Origin of the sequence: Herminiimonas sp. NPDC097707, from assembly GCF_044761395.1 — a bacterium.
Taxonomy (GTDB): Bacteria; Pseudomonadota; Gammaproteobacteria; order Burkholderiales; family Burkholderiaceae_D; genus Oxalicibacterium.
This window is the reverse complement of the sequence record NZ_JBIWCI010000001.1, coordinates 1,858,591-1,875,843: the sequence shown is the minus strand read 5'-3', so window position 1 is coordinate 1,875,843 and position 17,253 is coordinate 1,858,591. Positions and strand designations below refer to the sequence as shown.

Genomic DNA, 17,253 nt, shown 5'->3' with positions numbered 1-17,253 from the left:
GTGAGCATTAACGAAAATTCGAATGAACCGTTTCAAACCTGGATGTGCCTGATTTGCGGCTGGATTTACAACGAAGTCACCGGTTTGCCGGAAGAAGGCATTGCTGCAGGAACCCGCTGGGCCGATGTGCCGATGAACTGGACTTGCCCGGAATGCGGTGCACGCAAGGAAGATTTCGAGATGGTGGCGATCTAGTCGCTATTTTCGTCCGGTGTTGCGACTTTGGTATTTTTGTTGAAAAACCACGGGCATTGATTTGCACGGGGAGACTTGGCTTAAAGAATCTTGCTTTTTGTTACTGATGCACCTTATATTGTGGACACAGTTTAACGAGATGACTCATGACAATATCACTGGATAGCACAGACATGAAAATCATGGTGATCGACGATAGCAGCACTATTCGTCGGTCGGCCGAGATCTTTCTTGGTCAGGCAGGTTACAAGGTCGTGCTGGCGGATGACGGCTTTGATGCGCTCGCAAAAATGAACGATCACAAGCCGGCGCTTATCTTCTGCGATATCTTGATGCCTCGCCTCGATGGTTATCAAACCTGCGCGTTGATCAAGAAGAGTGCCAAATTTCATTCCACGCCAGTGATTATGTTGTCGTCCAAGGATGGCTTGTTTGATCGGGCGCGCGGCGCAATGGTCGGCTCAGATGCCTACCTCACCAAGCCATTCACTAAAGACAGTCTGCTCAAAACCGTACGCGAGTACACGGCAGAAGCAGTCGCAAAATAAATTTTGATTTAAAGGTTTCAGATGGCCATTCAAAAAATTCTTATCGTTGATGACTCTCCGACCGAACGTTATTTCCTGACCGATATTCTGGTGAAAAAAGGTTTCTCCGTTTCCACTGCCGAAAATGGCGAAGAAGCGTTGCTGAAGATCAAGGCAGACAAGCCGCAATTGATCCTGATGGATATCGTGATGCCGGGCCAGAACGGTTTTCAGATCACGCGCGCAATCACGCGCGATCCGGAAACGCAAGACGTGCCTATCATTATCTGCACCAGCAAAGGTCAGGAAACCGACCGCATCTGGGGCTTGCGTCAAGGCGCGCGCGACTACATCGTCAAACCGGTTGATCCGGCCGAGCTGCTGTCGAAAATTGCTGCCCTCGGGTAATCACCTCCTATGAGCCAGTCTACGTCGGATCTGCAAACGGGGAAGATATTCGCCAAAGCGGATGTCGGCACCCGCCGTACGCGCTTGCGCGAATTTCAGGCGCAATTGGTGGAGCGCATGCAAACTGCGCGCAGCGGCGAAGATACGCGCGTCAATCAACTCGGCGTGATGATAGGCGGTAATCGCTGGTTGCTGGATCTGCAGACAGCGGGCGAAATTGTTTCGGTCGGCACGATTACTGCCGTGCCGTTGACGCAGCCCTGGTTTCTTGGCTTGGCAAATATTCGCGGAAATTTGATCAGCGTGATTGATTTTGCCAGCTTTCAGGGGCAGGCACCGACAACGATAGACAAGGATTGCCGCATCGTGGCGTTTTCGCCGGCGCTTTCATTCAATAGCGGCTTGCTGGTGTCGCGTGTGCTGGGTTTGCATAACGTCGCTGAAATGGAACAGCAGACTGACGGCGAACAGTCCGCACCCTGGGTCAGCAAGCGTTATATAGATCGCGAGTCGCAAGTCTGGTGCGAACTGGATCTTTCTTTAGTAATACAAAACCCTCAATTTTTGCATGTTGGTCTATGAGTTCGGGAACGATAACTCGAACGCAGTATAAACAGAGTCAGGAGAACCAGTATGGCGTTTAAATTACCGCTTTCCAAGAACAAGAAAGAGGCGGCCGCACAGGGAGCGGATACCTACGGCGATATAGCGGCCGATACGACAACTCCTGTGGATGCCAAGGCGCTACGTGCGGCGCGCGCCAACATCAATCCCAACGCGACATACATCGGCGACGTTCTGCAAAAAAGCGGCGATATTCGTCTGCCCTTGATCGGCAAGCTGCCGCTGCAGAAACAGGTTCGTATTCTGCTGATCGCGCTCGGTTCCTCGCTGGTTCTGGGTGCTGTATTCGTGTGGCTGAACGCAGAGTATTCCGCACTGACATCGACGCAGACGCAGATCGCCGGCGACGCGCTGATGCACTCGCAACGGGTCGGCAAGGCAACGCCGAATGCGATTCAGGGTAACAAGGAAGCATTCAAGCAATTGGCTGACAGCCGCAAGGAATTCAATAACGACCTGGCGATTTTGTCCAAAGGTGGCGTCTATCAGGGCCGCGACATCAGCGCGCCTGATGCAAAAATGGAAGTCGCCTTGCAGGAAGTGCAAAAACTATGGGCCGGCTCCGACAAGGCAGCTGCCACGATTCTGAAACTGGAAGGCCCGCTGACAGGTTTCGGCAAGACGCTGGAAGTGTTGAACGGTATTTCTCCTAACTTGCTGGAATTGACCGAGCAGATTTCCACGCTCAAATCGCAAAGTGGCGCCACACCGCGTGAAATTGCCGCGGCCGGTCAACTGGTGATGTTGACGCAGCGTCTGGCGCGTAGCGCGAATGAGTTTCTGAGTTCCGAGGGTGTGAACCCGGAAACTGCCTTCTTGCTGGGCAAGGATACCAACACTTTCCGCGATATTACCGATGGCTTTCTGAATGGCAGCGAAGTTCTGCGCCTGACGAAAACAACTGAGCCGGATACGCGTGAAAAACTGGTCGAATTGCAGGCTGCATTTGCCGATTATCAAAAATCGATCGCGCAGATTCTGGGTAATCTGCAAAACTTTATCGCGGCGAAACAGGCGCAGGAATTGATCTTCAAGGAAAACGAAGCCTTGAAGCAGCGTTTGACCGACCTGCAGCAAAGCTATCGCACGCAGCAGGATTCCTTTACCTTGCCGTTCTGGCTGATGCTGGCCAGCGTATTTGTCGCTTTGCTGTCAGCCGCCGGTATTGCCTTGGTGCTGCTGCAGGATAGCCGCAACAGAACGAATGAAGCGGATGCACGCCGTGAAGAAGCTGAGGGTCAACGTCTGGAAGCGCGGAAGCAGGAAGAGGAAGCGAAACAGGCAAACGATCAGAATCAGGCCGCTATTTTGCGCTTGATGAATGAATTGCAGGAAGTAGCCGATGGCGATTTGACGGTACAGGCGACGGTGACCGAGGATATTACCGGCGCGATTGCCGATTCGGTCAACTACACGGTGGAAGAGTTGCGCGGTCTGGTCGGACGGGTGACGAACACGGCAGAGCTGGTTACATCGGCATCCAACACGGCGCAGAATATTTCAACCGAATTGCTGGAAGCGTCGCACAAGCAGTCACGCGACATTCAGGAAACCGGCCAGGCGGTACTGGAAATGGCGGTGCAGATTACCGACGTTTCAAAATCCGCCAGTGAATCGGCAGAAGTTGCGCGTCAGTCGGTGACGGCGGCAGAACAAGGTTCGCGTGCGGTGGAAAATGCGATCAAGGGCATGAACGAGATCCGCGAACAAATTCAGGAAACTTCCAAGCGTATTAAACGCCTCGGTGAATCCTCGCAGGAAATTGGCGAGATCACCGAACTGATTTCCGATATTACCGAACAGACCAACGTGCTGGCGCTGAACGCGGCAATTCAGGCCGCATCGGCCGGTGAGGCAGGGCGCGGTTTCTCGGTGGTGGCGGAAGAGGTGCAACGTCTGGCGGAACGTTCCGGCGAAGCGACCAAGCAGATCGGTGCGCTGGTGCGTACCATTCAAACCGATACCCACGATGCGGTTGCCGCCATGGAAAAATCGACGCAGGGTGTGGTCGAGGGAGCGAAACTTTCCGATGCTGCCGGTGCGGCACTGTCCGATATTCGACGCGTGTCGAATCGTCTGGCAGAGCTGATTCAGGATATTTCATCCGCGACCGAGCAGCAGGCGACATCGGCCAATGGCGTGGCGCAGAATATTCAAGGCATTCTGACTGTTACCGAGCAGACGCAAGAGGGTACGCAGCAAACTGCGCATTCGATTCGCGAATTGTCGAAGCTGGCCGAAGAGCTGAAAAATTCGGTTTCACGGTTCCGTGTAACGGCTTGATCCATTTGTCTTGATGCGTGTCTCGATCTCGATGCGTGTTGTTCGCGCGGCTGATTTGCAGGCATGCATTGATTTGAGGCCCAACAGCAATTGCGGTGATTGATCCGAGTGGCGATTGATCACCCCGCACCCGCGAGGCAGTCATGAATACCCCCAACTCCTCCTTGCCGCAAGGTGACAAGGATAATTTCGATACCGGCCCGCTGTCCTGGGTCATCGCTGAAATCGGCGAAGCACTGACGCGTTCCAAAGTCGCATTAGGCGAAGCCTTGACGCAAGATCCGGAAACGCAATCCACCACTTTGCGTCACGCCAAAACCTATCTGCATCAGGCACATGGCGCCTTGCAAATAGTCGATGTCGATGGGGTTGCCATCATTACCGAAACGGTCGAGGATTTATTTGATCGTTTTGACTCAGGCCAGCTGACCCTGACCGATGACAGCGTGCATGTGATTGCACATGCCTATCAGGCGCTGCTGGAATATCTGGAAGAATTGCTGGCTGGTTTGCCGCATCAACCGGTGCGCTTGTTCCCTTATTACCGCTCCCTGCTGCAAGTACGTGGTGCTGAACGCATACATCCAGCCGATCTGTTTTTCCCCAATCTGGCAATCCGTCCGCAATTGCCATCGGCGTCGATTGCATTGACGCCTGACGATTACGTCGCTTTGCGCAAACGTTTTGAACGCGCCTTGCTGATGTTCCTGAAGGAGGCGAATGGCGACGCTGCTCAGGCCAGCGCGAAAACCATGCGCGATATCGTCTTGCACGTCGAGCAGGCGCAAAGCACGCAGCAGGCGCGCAGTTTCTGGTGGGTCATGCATGGGTTTGCCGATGCGGTTTCTGCCGGTCAGGTGTCGAACGAACTGTATGTCAAACAACTGTTCGCGCGCATCAATCTGCAGATTCGTCGTTTAAGCGAAGGCTCGTCGAGTATTGCTGAAAGACTGTTGCGCGATGCGCTGTTTTTCATTGCGCGGGTTGAACAACCTTCGGCTGCCGCTCAGCAAATCCGTAGCGCCTATCAACTCGATGGCGTCGTGCCTAACGATTATGAGAAAAAACGTTATGGCCAGATCGATGCGCAGGCATTGGCAACAGCCAAGGAACGACTGACGCAAGCGAAGAATTTGTGGAATCGGATAGCCGGCGGTGATGCCAGCGTGGCGCAATCGTTTGAGCAGGAAATGAGCGGCTTGGCTGAAGCCGGCAATCACTTGAATGCACCGGCGCTGGCGAAGCTGTTACGTGAGTTGAGCGGCATTGCGCGTCATGCTGCGCATTCGCGGCCCGGCGACAGCCTGAGCCTGGAAATCGCCACCAGTCTGCTGTTTGTGGAAAATGCGCTGCAGCAGATCAGTCATCTGGCAGATGATTTTGCCGAGCGCGCCGATGCCGTGACGACACGTCTGCTGTCTGCCGTATCGGGTGAAACGATGACGCATACGGCGCAATGGCTGGATGACATGTCGCGCGAAGCGCAAGAACGTCAAACCATGACGGCACTGGCAGGCGAAATGCAATCCAGTTTGCGTCAGGTTGAGAAAATGCTGGATGAATATTTCCGCGAACCTGAACAGCGCGCCGGTCTGGACGGCATTGACAGCGTACTGTATCAAATCAGCGGCGCTCTGTCGGTGCTCGATTATGACGATGCAGTACGCGCCGTGCAGCATACGCAGGAAGCGGTACGTCGTTTTATCGCGGCAGAAGAAATACCTGACCTGGAAAAATTCCAGCAGGTTGCGCAGAACGTCGGCGCTTTGAGTTTCTTTATTGAAACGCTGCAACTCCATCCGGATGGAGTGAAAAATCGTTTCTCGTTTGACGATGAGCATGGCATTTTCCGCGCCAGGCTGACAGAAAAAAATAATGCGTCGAATGCGGTGCTGGACGTCGTAGTCGTTCCGGTATCGGAATTGACAAGCGCAATGCCGATTGTGCCGGATGCCGAAATTCCGGATTTGCCTACGGTAGAGAACGAGCTGGCCTTGCATCAGAAACAGTCGGAAGAGCTGGCGCACTCACTGGCGGCCGAGCCGGATAATTCCTTGCTGCAGGAGCAACTGAAGGAGTCGCTGGAGCAGGTGCGTCTCGATGCCACACTGGTGGACAACCCGGAAGCCAACGACAGGGCGCGCGCGGTAATTGACATGCTCGAGCACCCGGATTTTGTTGCGTCACCGGATGCGATGGAAGATATTGCACTGGCGACGGCACCGGCAAAAGTTGCATCGCATGTAAAAGAGATTGCGCCTCTGGTGGCGCCTGCAAGCGATGAGGCGATAGATGCCGAGCTGCTGGAAATTTTTCTGTCCGAAGCGGTGGAGGTACTGGATTGCGTCAAGCAGACGATTCCCGATTCGCGCAATGCGCCGCACAATCAGGAGTTTCTCACTACCTTGCGGCGTTCGTTTCACACACTGAAAGGCAGTGGCCGCATGGTTGGCCTGATGGCCCTTGGTGAAGCGGCCTGGAGCGTTGAGCAGGTATTGAATGTACGCCTGTCGGAAACACGTGGTGGCGATTCCGAGCTGTATGCACTGCTGGAAAATGCGGTGCAGGTACTGGATGCATGGGTCAACGATTTGCAAACGCAGGGTCGTTCCGATCGCAGCGGCCATGCGCTGATCAATGCCGCTGACGGGGTAAGGAACGGTACGGGCTTCTATTACGATGCATCGGATGAATTGCTGTCAGCGCCATCTTTTGACGAGGGTGCAGCAACGTTTGAAAATACGGCAGTTGAAGAGACGGTAGCTGACAGCGAGGGGGATCATGCGGCGGACTTCAGTAGCCAGGAGCCCCTGCAGGCGACGGAGCCTGAAGAGCTGCAGTTGAGCGATGAAGAGTTGGCGCAATTCCATCAATTCAATGCAAGTGTCGAGGACGCGTCCGCATTGGCCGCGGCAGAACCGATTTTGTCGGTCGGCGAGCTCGATCATTTGCAGATAGACGACATGCCGCTCGATGCCGCGCAGTTGCCGATTGCGGAGGTGTTGGATTTTCCCGGTCAGCCGCCTGCCATGGCGAGGTCGAATGACAACGTTAAATACATAGGCGATCTGGAAATCAGTCTGCCGCTGCACAATATTTATCTGGCCGAAACCGACGAGCTGGTACGCCTGTTGTCGCAGGATTTTGCCGAGTGGCGCCATGAGCCGGATCGTCACGTCAATATCCAAGCCGTACATGCTGCGCATTCATTGGCCGGCAGTTCCGCCACAGTCGGTTTCAAGCCTTTGCAGCAGATTGCGTATGCGCTTGAAGCGGTGTTGCAGTATCTGGCCAGAAAACCGGTCAAATTGCTGATCTCGGAATACGACACGCTGGAACATGGCGTGGAGCGGATACGTTTCATGCTGCAAATGTTCGCGCTGGGTGAAATGCCGGATGCGGAACCGGAACAGGTGGAGATACTGGAGCGCATGCCGGGAGATTTTGAATTCCGTGCCGCCCGGCCAGTACAAGTTGTAGCCGAGGCCCCTGCAGAAACAGAAGTGTCTGAACTCGCCGCCGATGTAGTGTCGGTCGCTGACAATGTTGTCGATATTTCAGCGGCGTTTGAGGCGGAGCCGGTTCATCTCACCATGGAGACGGAAGCCGCGCCGTTTGAAGAACCTGTTTATCCCAAAGATCATGACGAGCTGACCGATCCTGCGCTGACGATCAAGGATGAGATCGATACCGATCTGCTGCCGGTCTTCATCGAAGAAGGCAGTGACATGTTGCCGCAGATGGGACAGGCCTTGCGTGCATGGCAGCAGAATCTGGGTGATGTGGCATTGCCGCAATCCATCCTGCGAATTTTGCATACGGTCAAAGGCAGTGCGCGCATGGCGGGGGCGATGTTGCTCGGCCAGCATATGCACGAGATGGAAACGCGGATCGAAAACATCACGCATGCAGGCTATCCTTCTGCCGCTGCGCTGGAAGATTTGCTGGCGCGCCATGATCATGGGCTGCAGTTGTTTGAACAATTGCAAAACCCGGATGCGATCAGGCAACAAGCCCCTGATGCTGCCGGCACTGATGAAGAAAATACCGCAGCTGCTCCTGCTGCGGAAGAGTTGCCGCTCATTCAGAGCCTGATGCCGGTGACGGGCCATCGCACAGCCCCGATCGCAACAGAGACCACTGCCGCATCGCGGACGCTGGCGACAGCGGCACCGGTTCCTCTGGTGCGCGTGCGGGCCGATATTCTCGATCGTCTGGTCAATCAAGCGGGTGAGGTATCGATCTCGCGCTCCAAGCTGGAAACGGAAGTCGGCACCCTGCGTGCATCGATGGGCGAGTTGTCGGAAAACGTTATACGTTTGCGCGAACAATTGCGTGAAATCGAAATGCAGGCGGAATCGCAGATCACTTCGCACATGGGCGTATCGTCCGATCGCGAATTCGATCCGCTGGAATTCGATCGCTTCACGCGACTGCAGGAATTGACGCGGATGATGGCGGAAAGCGTCAACGACGTTGGCTCGGTCCAGCAAAACTTGAGTCGTACTATCGATAGTGCCAGCACCGATCTGACAAATCAGGCGCGTCTGACGCGTGATTTGCAACAGGATCTGATGCGGGTGCGCATGGTGCAATTTGCCAGTATCTCTGAACGTCTGTATCGCGTGACGCGGCAGACGGCCAAGGAAATGGACAAGCGCGTCAATCTGGATATTCGCGGCAGCGCGGTAGAGGTCGATCGCAGCGTGCTGGAGAAAATGGCCGGTCCGTTTGAACATCTGCTGCGCAATGCCATCGTGCACGGTATCGAGTCACGTGAAAAACGTCGCGTCGCCGGCAAGAGCGAAACAGGTGAATTGCGCATTGAAATTCGGCAAGAGGGTAATGAAGTCGTCATTCATTTTTCCGATGACGGCCAGGGCCTGAACCTCAACAGCATACGCAGCAAGGCGCTGCAAAACGGTTTGGTGAAAGCGGAGGATGCATTGTCCGATGCTGAAGTCACCGATCTGATTTTCCATCCGGGTTTTTCGACGGCGGAAGAAATTACCGAACTGGCAGGGCGCGGTATCGGCATGGATGTGGTGCGCTCGGAAGCGGCATCGCTGGGCGGCCGCGTCGCGATCGCCTCGGAGCCGGGCAAGGGTGCGTATTTCACTATCCACTTGCCCTTGACGCTGGCGGTCACGCAAGTGGTGATTCTTTCGACTGGCGGCAAAACCTATGCGATTCCATCAGTGCTGGTGGAGCAGGTTCAGCAACTGAAAAACGGTCCGCTGGCGACTGCCTACAACGAAGGCGCGGTGATGTGGCAGTCGCAACGTGTGCCTATGCATTACCTGTCGGCATTGCTGGGCGATACCGATGCCGCACCTGTCACGCAGCAATATTCACCTCTAATGATTTTGAAGAGCGGTAACGACAGGGTTGCCTTGCACGTCGATGAAATTCTCGGCAATCGGGAAGTCGTGGTCAAGAATATCGGGCCGCAATTGTCGCGCATGATAGGCATTGCCGGTGCCACGGTGCTCGGTTCGGGTGAAATCGTATTGATCCTGAATCCGGTGCCGCTGGCGCAGCGCGTCGCAAATGAAAATATTCGTGCGCCGCGTTTGACGCCTTCCGATGCGCCTGGCGATATGGGTGCGGTAGCCGAAATGGCGACGTTCGAGCCGGTGGCGCGTCGCGTCGAGCCGGTGCAGGGTTTGCGCACTCAGCATATCGTGATGGTGGTTGACGATTCGTTGACGGTGCGTCGCGTGACGCAGCGCCTGCTGACGCGTGAAGGTTATCAGGTAGTGCTGGCCAAGGATGGCGTAGATGCATTGCAACACCTGCAATCGGTTACGCCCGACGTGATGCTGGTCGATATCGAAATGCCACGTATGGACGGTTTTGATCTGACGCGCAATATTCGCAACGATGAACGTACCCGTGATATTCCTATCATCATGATTACTTCACGTACCGCCAGCAAGCACCGTAATTACGCGATGGAGCTGGGCGTGAATGAATATCTTGGAAAACCCTATCAGGAAGAGGCGTTGGTCAAGTTGATCGCAGGCTTCATCAAGAGGGAAATGCCGGTGAGTTGATCGCTGCGCATACGTAAAAAATCCCGCACATGTGCGGGATTTTTTATTCTGCATATTAATTTTATTCAATATGGGTGGCGACTTTTTTGAGCACTGCGTAACGCTGCAAGGTGCGTGCACGCGCTTCGTCATGCTGCACCAGCGGGCCGGGGTAATTATGGTCGATTTCGACTCCAGCCATTTTTAACTCCAGTGCCGGCGCACGCCATGGCGCATGAATATGCCGATCAGATAATTTGGCTAGTTGGGGCAGATAGCGTCGTATGAATTTTCCTTGCGGATCAAATTTTTCCGACTGTGTGATGGGATTGAAGATGCGGAAGTAGGGCTGCGCATCGCAACCGGAAGATGATGCCCATTGCCAGCCGCCGTTATTGGCAGCAAGATCGAAGTCGTTCAATCTCTCCGCGAAGTAGTGTTCGCCCCAGCGCCAGTCTATGCCCAGGTCCTTGATCAGAAAGGATGCCGTCACCATGCGCAAGCGGTTGTGCATGTAACCGGTCTGGTTCAATTGCGCCATCGCGGCATCGACCAGCGGATATCCGGTTTGCCCATCGCACCAGGCCTGAAACAGGCGCCGCGCATGATCGCCGCTCTCCCATGTGATCGCATCGTAATCCGCTTTGAATGCATGGCCGACTACGCGTGGATGCTGAAACAGGATCACGAAGTAAAAATCGCGCCACACCAGTTCCGACAGCCAGACTGCTGCACCACTGCCACCTGTGCCTGTACGCATCGCATCAAGTGCGCGCCGTACAAGGGCGCGAATGGAAACCGTACCGAAGCGCAGGTGCACGGATAAATAGGACGGTCCCTTGAGCGCCGGAAAATCGCGTGTCTGATCGTAGCGCTGCATGCGCGCGACAAAATCATCGAGCAAGTCCTGCGCGCCTTGCATGCCGGTCGGGATATTCAATGCAGACAGATTGGTTTTTTCAAAACCGAGTTGTGCCAGCGTCGGAATGTCATTGTCGCTGTCGGCTATGGAGGCAAAGCGGTCGCCGTATGCTTCGATTTCATAAGCCTGCAGACAGGCCGCATCCGATTCCGCATGCAATTTTTTCAGCCAGGCATTTTTGTACGGAGTAAAAACTGAAAAAGGTTTTTCAGTCTGCGTCAGTACCTCATTTTTTTCAAAAATGACTTGATCCTTGTACGTATGCAGTGAGCGGCCAGCGGCCTGAAGCGCAGCAGCCACTTTTGCATCGCGTGCCATCGCCTGCGGTTCGTAATCGTGGTTGGCAAATACCGCATCTACGTCCAGTTCGATGGCCAGTTCGGGTATGGCTGTTTCGGCCCATGCATGCCGTACCATCAGACCGCCGCCTAGCGCCCGCAAGGCCTGCGCTAGTTCCATCAAACTGGCGTGTATGAATTCGACGCGACGGTCGGCCCTGGGCAATGCATCCAGAATGGCGCGGTCGAAGATGAAGACGCAGTAAACCTGCCGGCTCTGCGTGAGCGCATGGTGGAGTGCGGCATGGTCAACGCTACGTAAATCGCGGCGAAACCAAACCAGTGTCTTTTCAAATCGGAGCATGGAGAACAAATACCCAGCAAAATGGCGAGAGGAAAGAATGCAGGAAAAAACCATGCTATGCACGGTTTGGAGCAGAAAATTCGTCCAAAACTGCTAAAATAAGGCCATGTCGAAGCAACGTAAGTCCAGCAAATCCCCTAGCGAGCCCGGTTCACCCTGGGAATCCCTCGATTTTTCTGCAACTCCTGAAGAATCTTCCAATATAGCCTCACGCAATGAGCTGAATCTGGCCGATCATTTCCTGATTGCGATGCCTTCCATGCTGGACCCGGTTTTCGGTGGCACGGTCGTGTATCTGTGTGAACATAATGCGAATGGCGCCCTGGGTGTGATTATCAACAAACCGACCGATATGACGGTGAGCGTTTTGCTCAGTCGTATCGATCTGAAGCTGGAAATCGCACCGGATAGACTGCCACTGGAAAAAACACCGGTGATGTACGGCGGCCCGGTGCAAGCTGATCGCGGTTTTGTGCTGCATGCGCCGCGGGGGAATTTCTCGTCGACGATGCCGGTTGCCGGCGACATTGCACTGACGACATCAAAAGACATACTCGAAGCGGTTGCTATGGGCGCCGGGCCGCAGCGCATGCTGGTCAGCCTCGGTTGTTCCGGCTGGGGCGCGGGTCAGCTGGAAGATGAAATTGTGCGCAACGGCTGGCTGACGGTGCGTGCCGATCCGGACATCATGTTCGATCTGCCGCTGGAACAGCGCTTCGTTGCCGCGCTCAAATTGCTCGGCATCGATCCGATGATGCTGAGCGGCGAGGCCGGCCATGCGTGACGACGATGGGGCTGCATCCTAGTGGAAACCGTACTGGGTTTCGATTTCGGCTTGAAGCGTATCGGCGTGGCAGTTGGCAATACCTTATTGAAGCAGGCGCAACCGCTGACGATCATCAGCGCGGCGACCAACGACGCAAAATTTGCGGCGATCGCCGAGCTGGTCACGCAGTGGCAACCCGCCTTGTGCATCGTCGGCCTGCCGCGCCACCCGGATGGCGCAGAGCATGAAATGACAGTGCGCTGCCGCCGCTTCGCGAATCAATTGCATGGACGTTTTGACGTGGCAACGGTGCTGGTGGATGAGCGTTATTCATCCGCAGTGATTTCTCATCAACGCGGCGATCTGATCGACGATCAGGCAGCTGCAATCATCTTGCAACAATACTTCGATGACCATACCGAATCCAAATCCTGAACTCGACGCCGAAGCCTTGTATCAACAGCTGGCGCAACAAGTAAAAACCGGCTTGGCAAAAGCCGAGAACGTCGCCATCGTCGGCATTTATTCCGGCGGCGCGTGGCTGGCAGAACGCCTGGCAGCGGAGCTGCAACTGACTGAACGTCTGGGCTTTATCGACGTCTCTTTTTATCGCGATGACTTTGCGGAAAAAGGTTTGCGTCCCGACATCAAACCTACGCAGATTCCATTCGATGTCGATGGCGCCACCATACTGCTGGTGGATGACGTGCTCTACACCGGCCGCACCACGCGCGCGGCGATCAATGAACTGTTTGACTACGGCCGCCCGGCGCGCATCATGCTGGCGGCATTGGCTGATCGTGGCGGTCGCGAGTTGCCGATTGCCGCTGATTTTGTGGCGCAGACTATTTCCATTCCAGACCAGCAATCGCTGGTACTTCAACGGGCCGACGACGGCCGCTTTTCCCTGACGGTGGATCATGCTTAATCCGCAATTGAATAAAAACGGTGAGTTGCAACATTTGCTCACGATAGAAGGACTGCCAAAGTCCAACATCATTCACATCCTCGATACGGCATCGTCGTTTGTCAGTATCGGCGATCGCGAAGTGAAAAAAGTGCCGCTGATGCGCGGCAAGAGCGTATTCAATCTGTTCTTTGAAAATTCAACGCGCACGCGTACTACATTTGAAATCGCGTCGAAGCGCCTGTCGGCCGACGTGATCAACCTGAATATTTCCGCATCGAGCTCCAGCAAAGGCGAATCGCTGCTCGATACGATAGACAATCTGGCCGCAATGCACGCCGATATGTTTGTCGTGCGTCATGCGGAATCGGGTGCTCCCTATCTGATCGCAAAACATCTGAGCGATACCGGGCAATCGCATGTGCACGTCGTCAATGCCGGCGATGGCCGTCATGCACACCCGACCCAGGGTTTGCTGGATATGTACACGATCCGTCACTACAAGAAGGATTTCAGCAATCTGACGGTTGCCATCGTCGGTGACATCTTGCACAGCCGCGTGGCGCGCTCCGATATCCATGCGCTGACGACTTTGGGTGTGCCGGAAGTGCGCGCCATCGGTCCGCGCACCTTGCTGCCGAGCGGGCTCGAGCAAATGGGTGTGCGTGTTTTCACTGACATCGACAAGGGTTTGAAAGATGTCGACGTCATCATCATGCTGCGCTTGCAGAACGAGCGCATGAGCGGCGCCTTGCTGCCGTCGGCACAGGAATTCTTCAAGAGCTACGGTTTGACCACAGAGCGTCTGGCGCTGGCCAAGCCGGATGCGATCGTCATGCATCCAGGCCCGATGAATCGTGGCGTCGAAATCGAATCGGCAGTGGCGGACGGCAAGCAGGCAGTGATACTGCCGCAAGTGACATTCGGCATTGCGGTGCGGATGGCAGTGATGAGTATTTTGGCGGGAAATTAAAAGATGAAAATCCACATCAAGAACGGCCATCTGATCGATCCGGCCAACGGCGTCGATGCAAAACAGGATGTCTTTATCGCAGCAGGAAAAATTGTCGGCATAGGACAAGCGCCGGAAGGGTTTGTCGCCGCCAAGGTGATTGACGCCAGCGGTCTGGTGGTCGCGCCCGGTTTTGTCGATCTGAGTGCGCGCTTGCGCGAACCCGGTTACGAGCACAAGGCCACACTGGAATCCGAGATGCAGGCGGCGATACAGGGTGGCGTTACCAGCTTGATCTGTCCGCCGGATACCGATCCGGTGCTGGACGAGCCGGGCTTGGTCGAGATGCTCAAGCACAGAGCCAAATCCTTGAATCAGGCGCATGTCTATCCGCTCGGCGCCTTGACGATGGGCTTGAAGGGCGCAGCGCTGACCGAGATGGCGGAGCTCACCGATGCCGGCTGTATCGGTTTTGCGCAAGCCGATCAGCCGATACTCGATACCACCGTGCTGTTGCGCGCGATGCAGTACGCGAAAACGTTTGACTACACAGTCTGGTTGCGTCCGCAAGATCCACATCTGGGTCGCAAGGGCGTGGCGCACAGCGGACCGGTTGCCTCGCGTCTGGGTTTGTCCGGCGTGCCGGTCATGGCCGAGACAATCGCTTTGCATACGATACTGGAACTGGTCCGCGTCACCGGCACGCGCGTGCATCTGTGTCGCATGTCCAGTGCAGCAGGACTGGAGTTGGTACGGGCGGCGAAGCAGGAAGGTTTGCCGATCAGCTGCGACGTGGGCGCACACCATATTCACCTGACTGAAAACGATATCGGCTTCTTTGATTCCAACGCGCGCCTGACGCCGCCTTTGCGCAGTCAGCGCGATCGCGATGCGATACACCGCGCTCTGCTGGACGGCACCATCGATGCCATCTGTTCCGACCATACGCCGGTCGATGATGATGAAAAACTGCTGCCTTTCGGCGAGGCATCGCCAGGCGCTACCGGGCTGGAATTGCTGCTGTCGCTGGCCTTGAAGTGGGCCGAAAATTGCGCCGATCAAGACAAGCAATCGAGCAGGCAATCGTTGGTGCAGGCGATCGCCAAGATCACCGCCGATGCTGCTCGCGTAGTCGGTCTGCCGTCAGGGCAGTTGGCGCTTGGCAGCGTGGCCGATATCTGCCTGTTCGATCCGGCAGCGCGTTGGACGGTGGCTGCCAAAGCACTGGCCAGCCAGGGTAAACATACGCCTTTCCTCGGCTATGAATTGAGTGGGCAGGTGAAGACGACGATCGTGGCGGGCCATATCGCGTATCAACGCTAGGTTCTCGTTGATGATGCAGATGTATCTATTCCTTTGCTCGCAGGAGCGTGCATGATCGTTGTGCCGTTTGTGCGCGTGATGCTGCATTTGTTGCGTGGCCTGGCTACTGCGGCGTTCATTTTCCCCTGGGTCGCGGCGGCAAGCCACGATAGACTCAGTCAAAAATGGGCGGCAGGCTTGTTGTCCATCCTGCGCATCAAGGTGGATTTGCTGCCCGGCGCAGCGCCGGTACATCCTGCGCTGATCGTGGCCAATCATGTTTCGTGGCTGGATATATTCGTCATCAATTCGCAGCAGCCATGCCGCTTTGTTGCAAAGGCGGATATACGCAACTGGCCGGTGCTGGGCTGGTTGTGCGCGCAAGGCGGCACGATCTTTATTGCACGCGGCAAGCAGCGCGAAGTAAGACGGGTGTATGCAGGCCTGGTGCACAGCATAGAAGCCGGCGAGCGCATTGCATTTTTCCCCGAAGGTACGACGGTCGCGCAAGGCGGGCTGTTGCCTTTTCATCCGAATCTGTTTGAAGCCGCGATTGAAGCGCATGTGCCGGTGCAGCCGTACGCCATACGCTATGTGGATGAGCACGGCAATCTGCATGCAGCGGCAGATTTTATTGGCGACATGAGCTTTGTCGATAGCATGCTGCTGATCATGAAGACGCGCAAAATGACGGCGCAACTGATCGTGCTGCCGACGATAGATACAGCCGGTACGCACAGACGCGAGCTGGCGCAGGCAGCGCGTGCGGCCATTGCAGATACGCTCGGCTATGTCGAACGTGCGGAGCAGGCGGCCTAGTTTTTTTTGCCCGGCCGCTGATGCTGCGGACAAGCCACCTGTATGGTCGTTCTATCCTGCAGATTGACAGCGGTCAGCTTGCCGCCCCATACACAGCCGGTATCCAGGCCCAAGAGATTGGGTCGCATCAGCAAGCCTAGTGTAGACCAGTGACCGAATACAACGGTGCTATCGGCGGTTTTGCGATCCGGACAATCGAACCATGACAGCAAGCCGTCCGGCGCATTTTCTGCGGCTTCGGTGGTTTTGAAATCCATGCTGCCATCCGGCCGACAAAAGCGCAGGCGCGTCAATGCATTGACGATGCAGCGTAAACGATCCGCGCCTTGCAGATCATCGTCCCAGCGTGCTGGCTCATTGCCGTACATCTGCTGCAAAAACGCTACCCAGTTTTCACTTTGCAATACAGCTTCCACTTCACGTGACAATGCCAGCGTTTGTTGCGTACTCCATTGCGGCAACACGCCGGCATGCACGCACAAATGCCCATCCTGTTCCAATGCCAGCGGTTGATGGCGCAGCCAGGTCAGCAATTCTTCACGATCGTGTGCCGCGAGTATGTCATCGAGAGTGTCTGCATGGTGCGGTTTGCGCAAGCCGCAGGCGACTGCCAGCAAATTCAAATCGTGATTGCCGAGCACGATGCGGGCACGCTGTCTCAAGCCATATATATGGCGCAGTGTCGCCAGAGATTTCGGGCCACGATTGACGATGTCGCCGACGAAGACCAGTTGCGCCTGCGGCGTGATTGCATCGATTTTATCCAGCAGCGCCAGCAGTTGCGTGTGGCAGCCCTGCAGGTCGCCAATTGCGTAAGTAGTCATGAATGGACAGAAATGAGAGTGTGATGCACATAGTAGCCTGAATGGAA

14 protein-coding genes are annotated in these 17,253 nt (G+C 55.5%); 12 read left to right on the top strand and 2 right to left on the bottom strand.

Features of this window, described 5'->3' with window-relative positions:
• Positions 1-42 precede the first annotated feature (42 nt).
• The 6 genes from ACIQW9_RS09040 to ACIQW9_RS09015 all read left to right on the top strand — a co-directional run bounded on the left by ACIQW9_RS09040 (position 43) and on the right by ACIQW9_RS09015 (position 10,093).
• Positions 43-195 (top strand): rubredoxin, encoded by a 153-nt coding sequence (locus tag ACIQW9_RS09040; protein WP_402337960.1) that lies wholly within the window; start codon positions 43-45, stop codon positions 193-195.
• Positions 196-341: 146 nt separating this feature from the next.
• A complete protein-coding gene (locus tag ACIQW9_RS09035; protein WP_402335653.1) occupies positions 342-743 on the top strand; it encodes a PleD family two-component system response regulator in 402 nt (133 codons plus the stop codon).
• A gap of 21 nt (positions 744-764) precedes the next feature.
• A complete protein-coding gene (locus ACIQW9_RS09030) occupies positions 765-1,130 on the top strand; it encodes a response regulator transcription factor (protein WP_011872120.1) in 366 nt (121 codons plus the stop codon).
• Positions 1,131-1,139: 9 nt separating this feature from the next.
• Positions 1,140-1,712, top strand: coding sequence for a chemotaxis protein CheW (locus tag ACIQW9_RS09025; protein ID WP_402335649.1), 573 nt, complete (start codon positions 1,140-1,142; stop codon positions 1,710-1,712).
• Positions 1,713-1,763: 51 nt separating this feature from the next.
• Positions 1,764-4,037, top strand: a complete 2,274-nt coding sequence (locus tag ACIQW9_RS09020; protein ID WP_402335646.1) for a methyl-accepting chemotaxis protein — start codon at positions 1,764-1,766, stop codon at positions 4,035-4,037.
• Between the two features lie 143 nt (positions 4,038-4,180).
• Positions 4,181-10,093, top strand: a complete 5,913-nt coding sequence (locus ACIQW9_RS09015) for an Hpt domain-containing protein (RefSeq protein ID WP_402335645.1) — start codon at positions 4,181-4,183, stop codon at positions 10,091-10,093.
• Between the two features lie 61 nt (positions 10,094-10,154).
• Here the strand turns inward: ACIQW9_RS09015 and ACIQW9_RS09010 are convergent, their stop codons facing one another.
• Positions 10,155-11,636: a cryptochrome/photolyase family protein gene (locus tag ACIQW9_RS09010; RefSeq protein ID WP_402335642.1), complete on the bottom strand. Its 1,482-nt coding sequence runs from the start codon at positions 11,634-11,636 to the stop codon at positions 10,155-10,157.
• Positions 11,637-11,742: 106 nt separating this feature from the next.
• On the opposite strand from ACIQW9_RS09010, the gene ACIQW9_RS09005 reads away from it, so the two are divergent.
• The 6 genes from ACIQW9_RS09005 to ACIQW9_RS08980 are packed head-to-tail and all read left to right on the top strand — an operon-like array spanning position 11,743 to position 16,382.
• Positions 11,743-12,420 carry a YqgE/AlgH family protein gene (locus tag ACIQW9_RS09005; protein WP_402335639.1) on the top strand — a complete coding sequence of 226 codons (678 nt, stop codon included), beginning with the start codon at positions 11,743-11,745 and terminating at the stop codon, positions 12,418-12,420.
• Between the two features lie 21 nt (positions 12,421-12,441).
• Positions 12,442-12,837 carry a Holliday junction resolvase RuvX gene (gene ruvX / locus ACIQW9_RS09000; RefSeq protein ID WP_011872114.1) on the top strand — a complete coding sequence of 132 codons (396 nt, stop codon included), beginning with the start codon at positions 12,442-12,444 and terminating at the stop codon, positions 12,835-12,837.
• Positions 12,812-13,330 carry a bifunctional pyr operon transcriptional regulator/uracil phosphoribosyltransferase PyrR gene (gene pyrR, locus ACIQW9_RS08995; RefSeq protein ID WP_402335636.1) on the top strand — a complete coding sequence of 173 codons (519 nt, stop codon included), beginning with the start codon at positions 12,812-12,814 and terminating at the stop codon, positions 13,328-13,330. Before ruvX ends, pyrR begins: the two co-directional genes overlap by 26 nt.
• Complete coding sequence (locus ACIQW9_RS08990; protein ID WP_402335634.1) at positions 13,323-14,282, top strand: aspartate carbamoyltransferase catalytic subunit; 960 nt, start codon at positions 13,323-13,325, stop codon at positions 14,280-14,282. The genes pyrR and ACIQW9_RS08990 overlap by 8 nt, the downstream gene beginning before the upstream one ends.
• 3 nt (positions 14,283-14,285) lie before the next feature.
• Entirely contained in the window at positions 14,286-15,584 is a 1,299-nt protein-coding gene (locus tag ACIQW9_RS08985; protein WP_402335632.1) for a dihydroorotase, read from the top strand.
• Between the two features lie 51 nt (positions 15,585-15,635).
• Positions 15,636-16,382 (top strand): lysophospholipid acyltransferase family protein, encoded by a 747-nt coding sequence (locus ACIQW9_RS08980; RefSeq protein WP_402335630.1) that lies wholly within the window; start codon positions 15,636-15,638, stop codon positions 16,380-16,382.
• Here ACIQW9_RS08980 and ACIQW9_RS08975 read toward each other — a convergent pair.
• Positions 16,379-17,206, bottom strand: a complete 828-nt coding sequence (locus ACIQW9_RS08975; protein WP_402335627.1) for a symmetrical bis(5'-nucleosyl)-tetraphosphatase — start codon at positions 17,204-17,206, stop codon at positions 16,379-16,381. The two genes, ACIQW9_RS08980 and ACIQW9_RS08975, sit on opposite strands and share 4 nt — an antisense overlap.
• Between the last annotated feature and the right edge of the window lie 47 nt (positions 17,207-17,253).

Excerpts from the sequence above, each read along its gene's own strand:
- ACIQW9_RS09040 (WP_402337960.1), top strand. The coding sequence starts at position 43 with ATGTGCCTGATTTGCGGCTGGATTTACAACGAAGTCACCGGTTTGCCG.
- ACIQW9_RS09035 (WP_402335653.1), top strand. The coding sequence starts at position 342 with ATGACAATATCACTGGATAGCACAGACATGAAAATCATGGTGATCGAC.
- ACIQW9_RS09030 (WP_011872120.1), top strand. The coding sequence starts at position 765 with ATGGCCATTCAAAAAATTCTTATCGTTGATGACTCTCCGACCGAACGT.
- ACIQW9_RS09025 (WP_402335649.1), top strand. The coding sequence starts at position 1,140 with ATGAGCCAGTCTACGTCGGATCTGCAAACGGGGAAGATATTCGCCAAA.
- ACIQW9_RS09020 (WP_402335646.1), top strand. The coding sequence starts at position 1,764 with ATGGCGTTTAAATTACCGCTTTCCAAGAACAAGAAAGAGGCGGCCGCA.
- ACIQW9_RS09015 (WP_402335645.1), top strand. The coding sequence starts at position 4,181 with ATGAATACCCCCAACTCCTCCTTGCCGCAAGGTGACAAGGATAATTTC.
- ACIQW9_RS09010 (WP_402335642.1), bottom strand. The coding sequence starts at position 11,636 with ATGCTCCGATTTGAAAAGACACTGGTTTGGTTTCGCCGCGATTTACGT.
- ACIQW9_RS09005 (WP_402335639.1), top strand. The coding sequence starts at position 11,743 with ATGTCGAAGCAACGTAAGTCCAGCAAATCCCCTAGCGAGCCCGGTTCA.
- pyrR (WP_402335636.1), top strand. The coding sequence starts at position 12,812 with ATGACCATACCGAATCCAAATCCTGAACTCGACGCCGAAGCCTTGTAT.
- ACIQW9_RS08990 (WP_402335634.1), top strand. The coding sequence starts at position 13,323 with ATGCTTAATCCGCAATTGAATAAAAACGGTGAGTTGCAACATTTGCTC.
- ACIQW9_RS08985 (WP_402335632.1), top strand. The coding sequence starts at position 14,286 with ATGAAAATCCACATCAAGAACGGCCATCTGATCGATCCGGCCAACGGC.
- ACIQW9_RS08980 (WP_402335630.1), top strand. The coding sequence starts at position 15,636 with ATGATCGTTGTGCCGTTTGTGCGCGTGATGCTGCATTTGTTGCGTGGC.
- ACIQW9_RS08975 (WP_402335627.1), bottom strand. The coding sequence starts at position 17,206 with ATGACTACTTACGCAATTGGCGACCTGCAGGGCTGCCACACGCAACTG.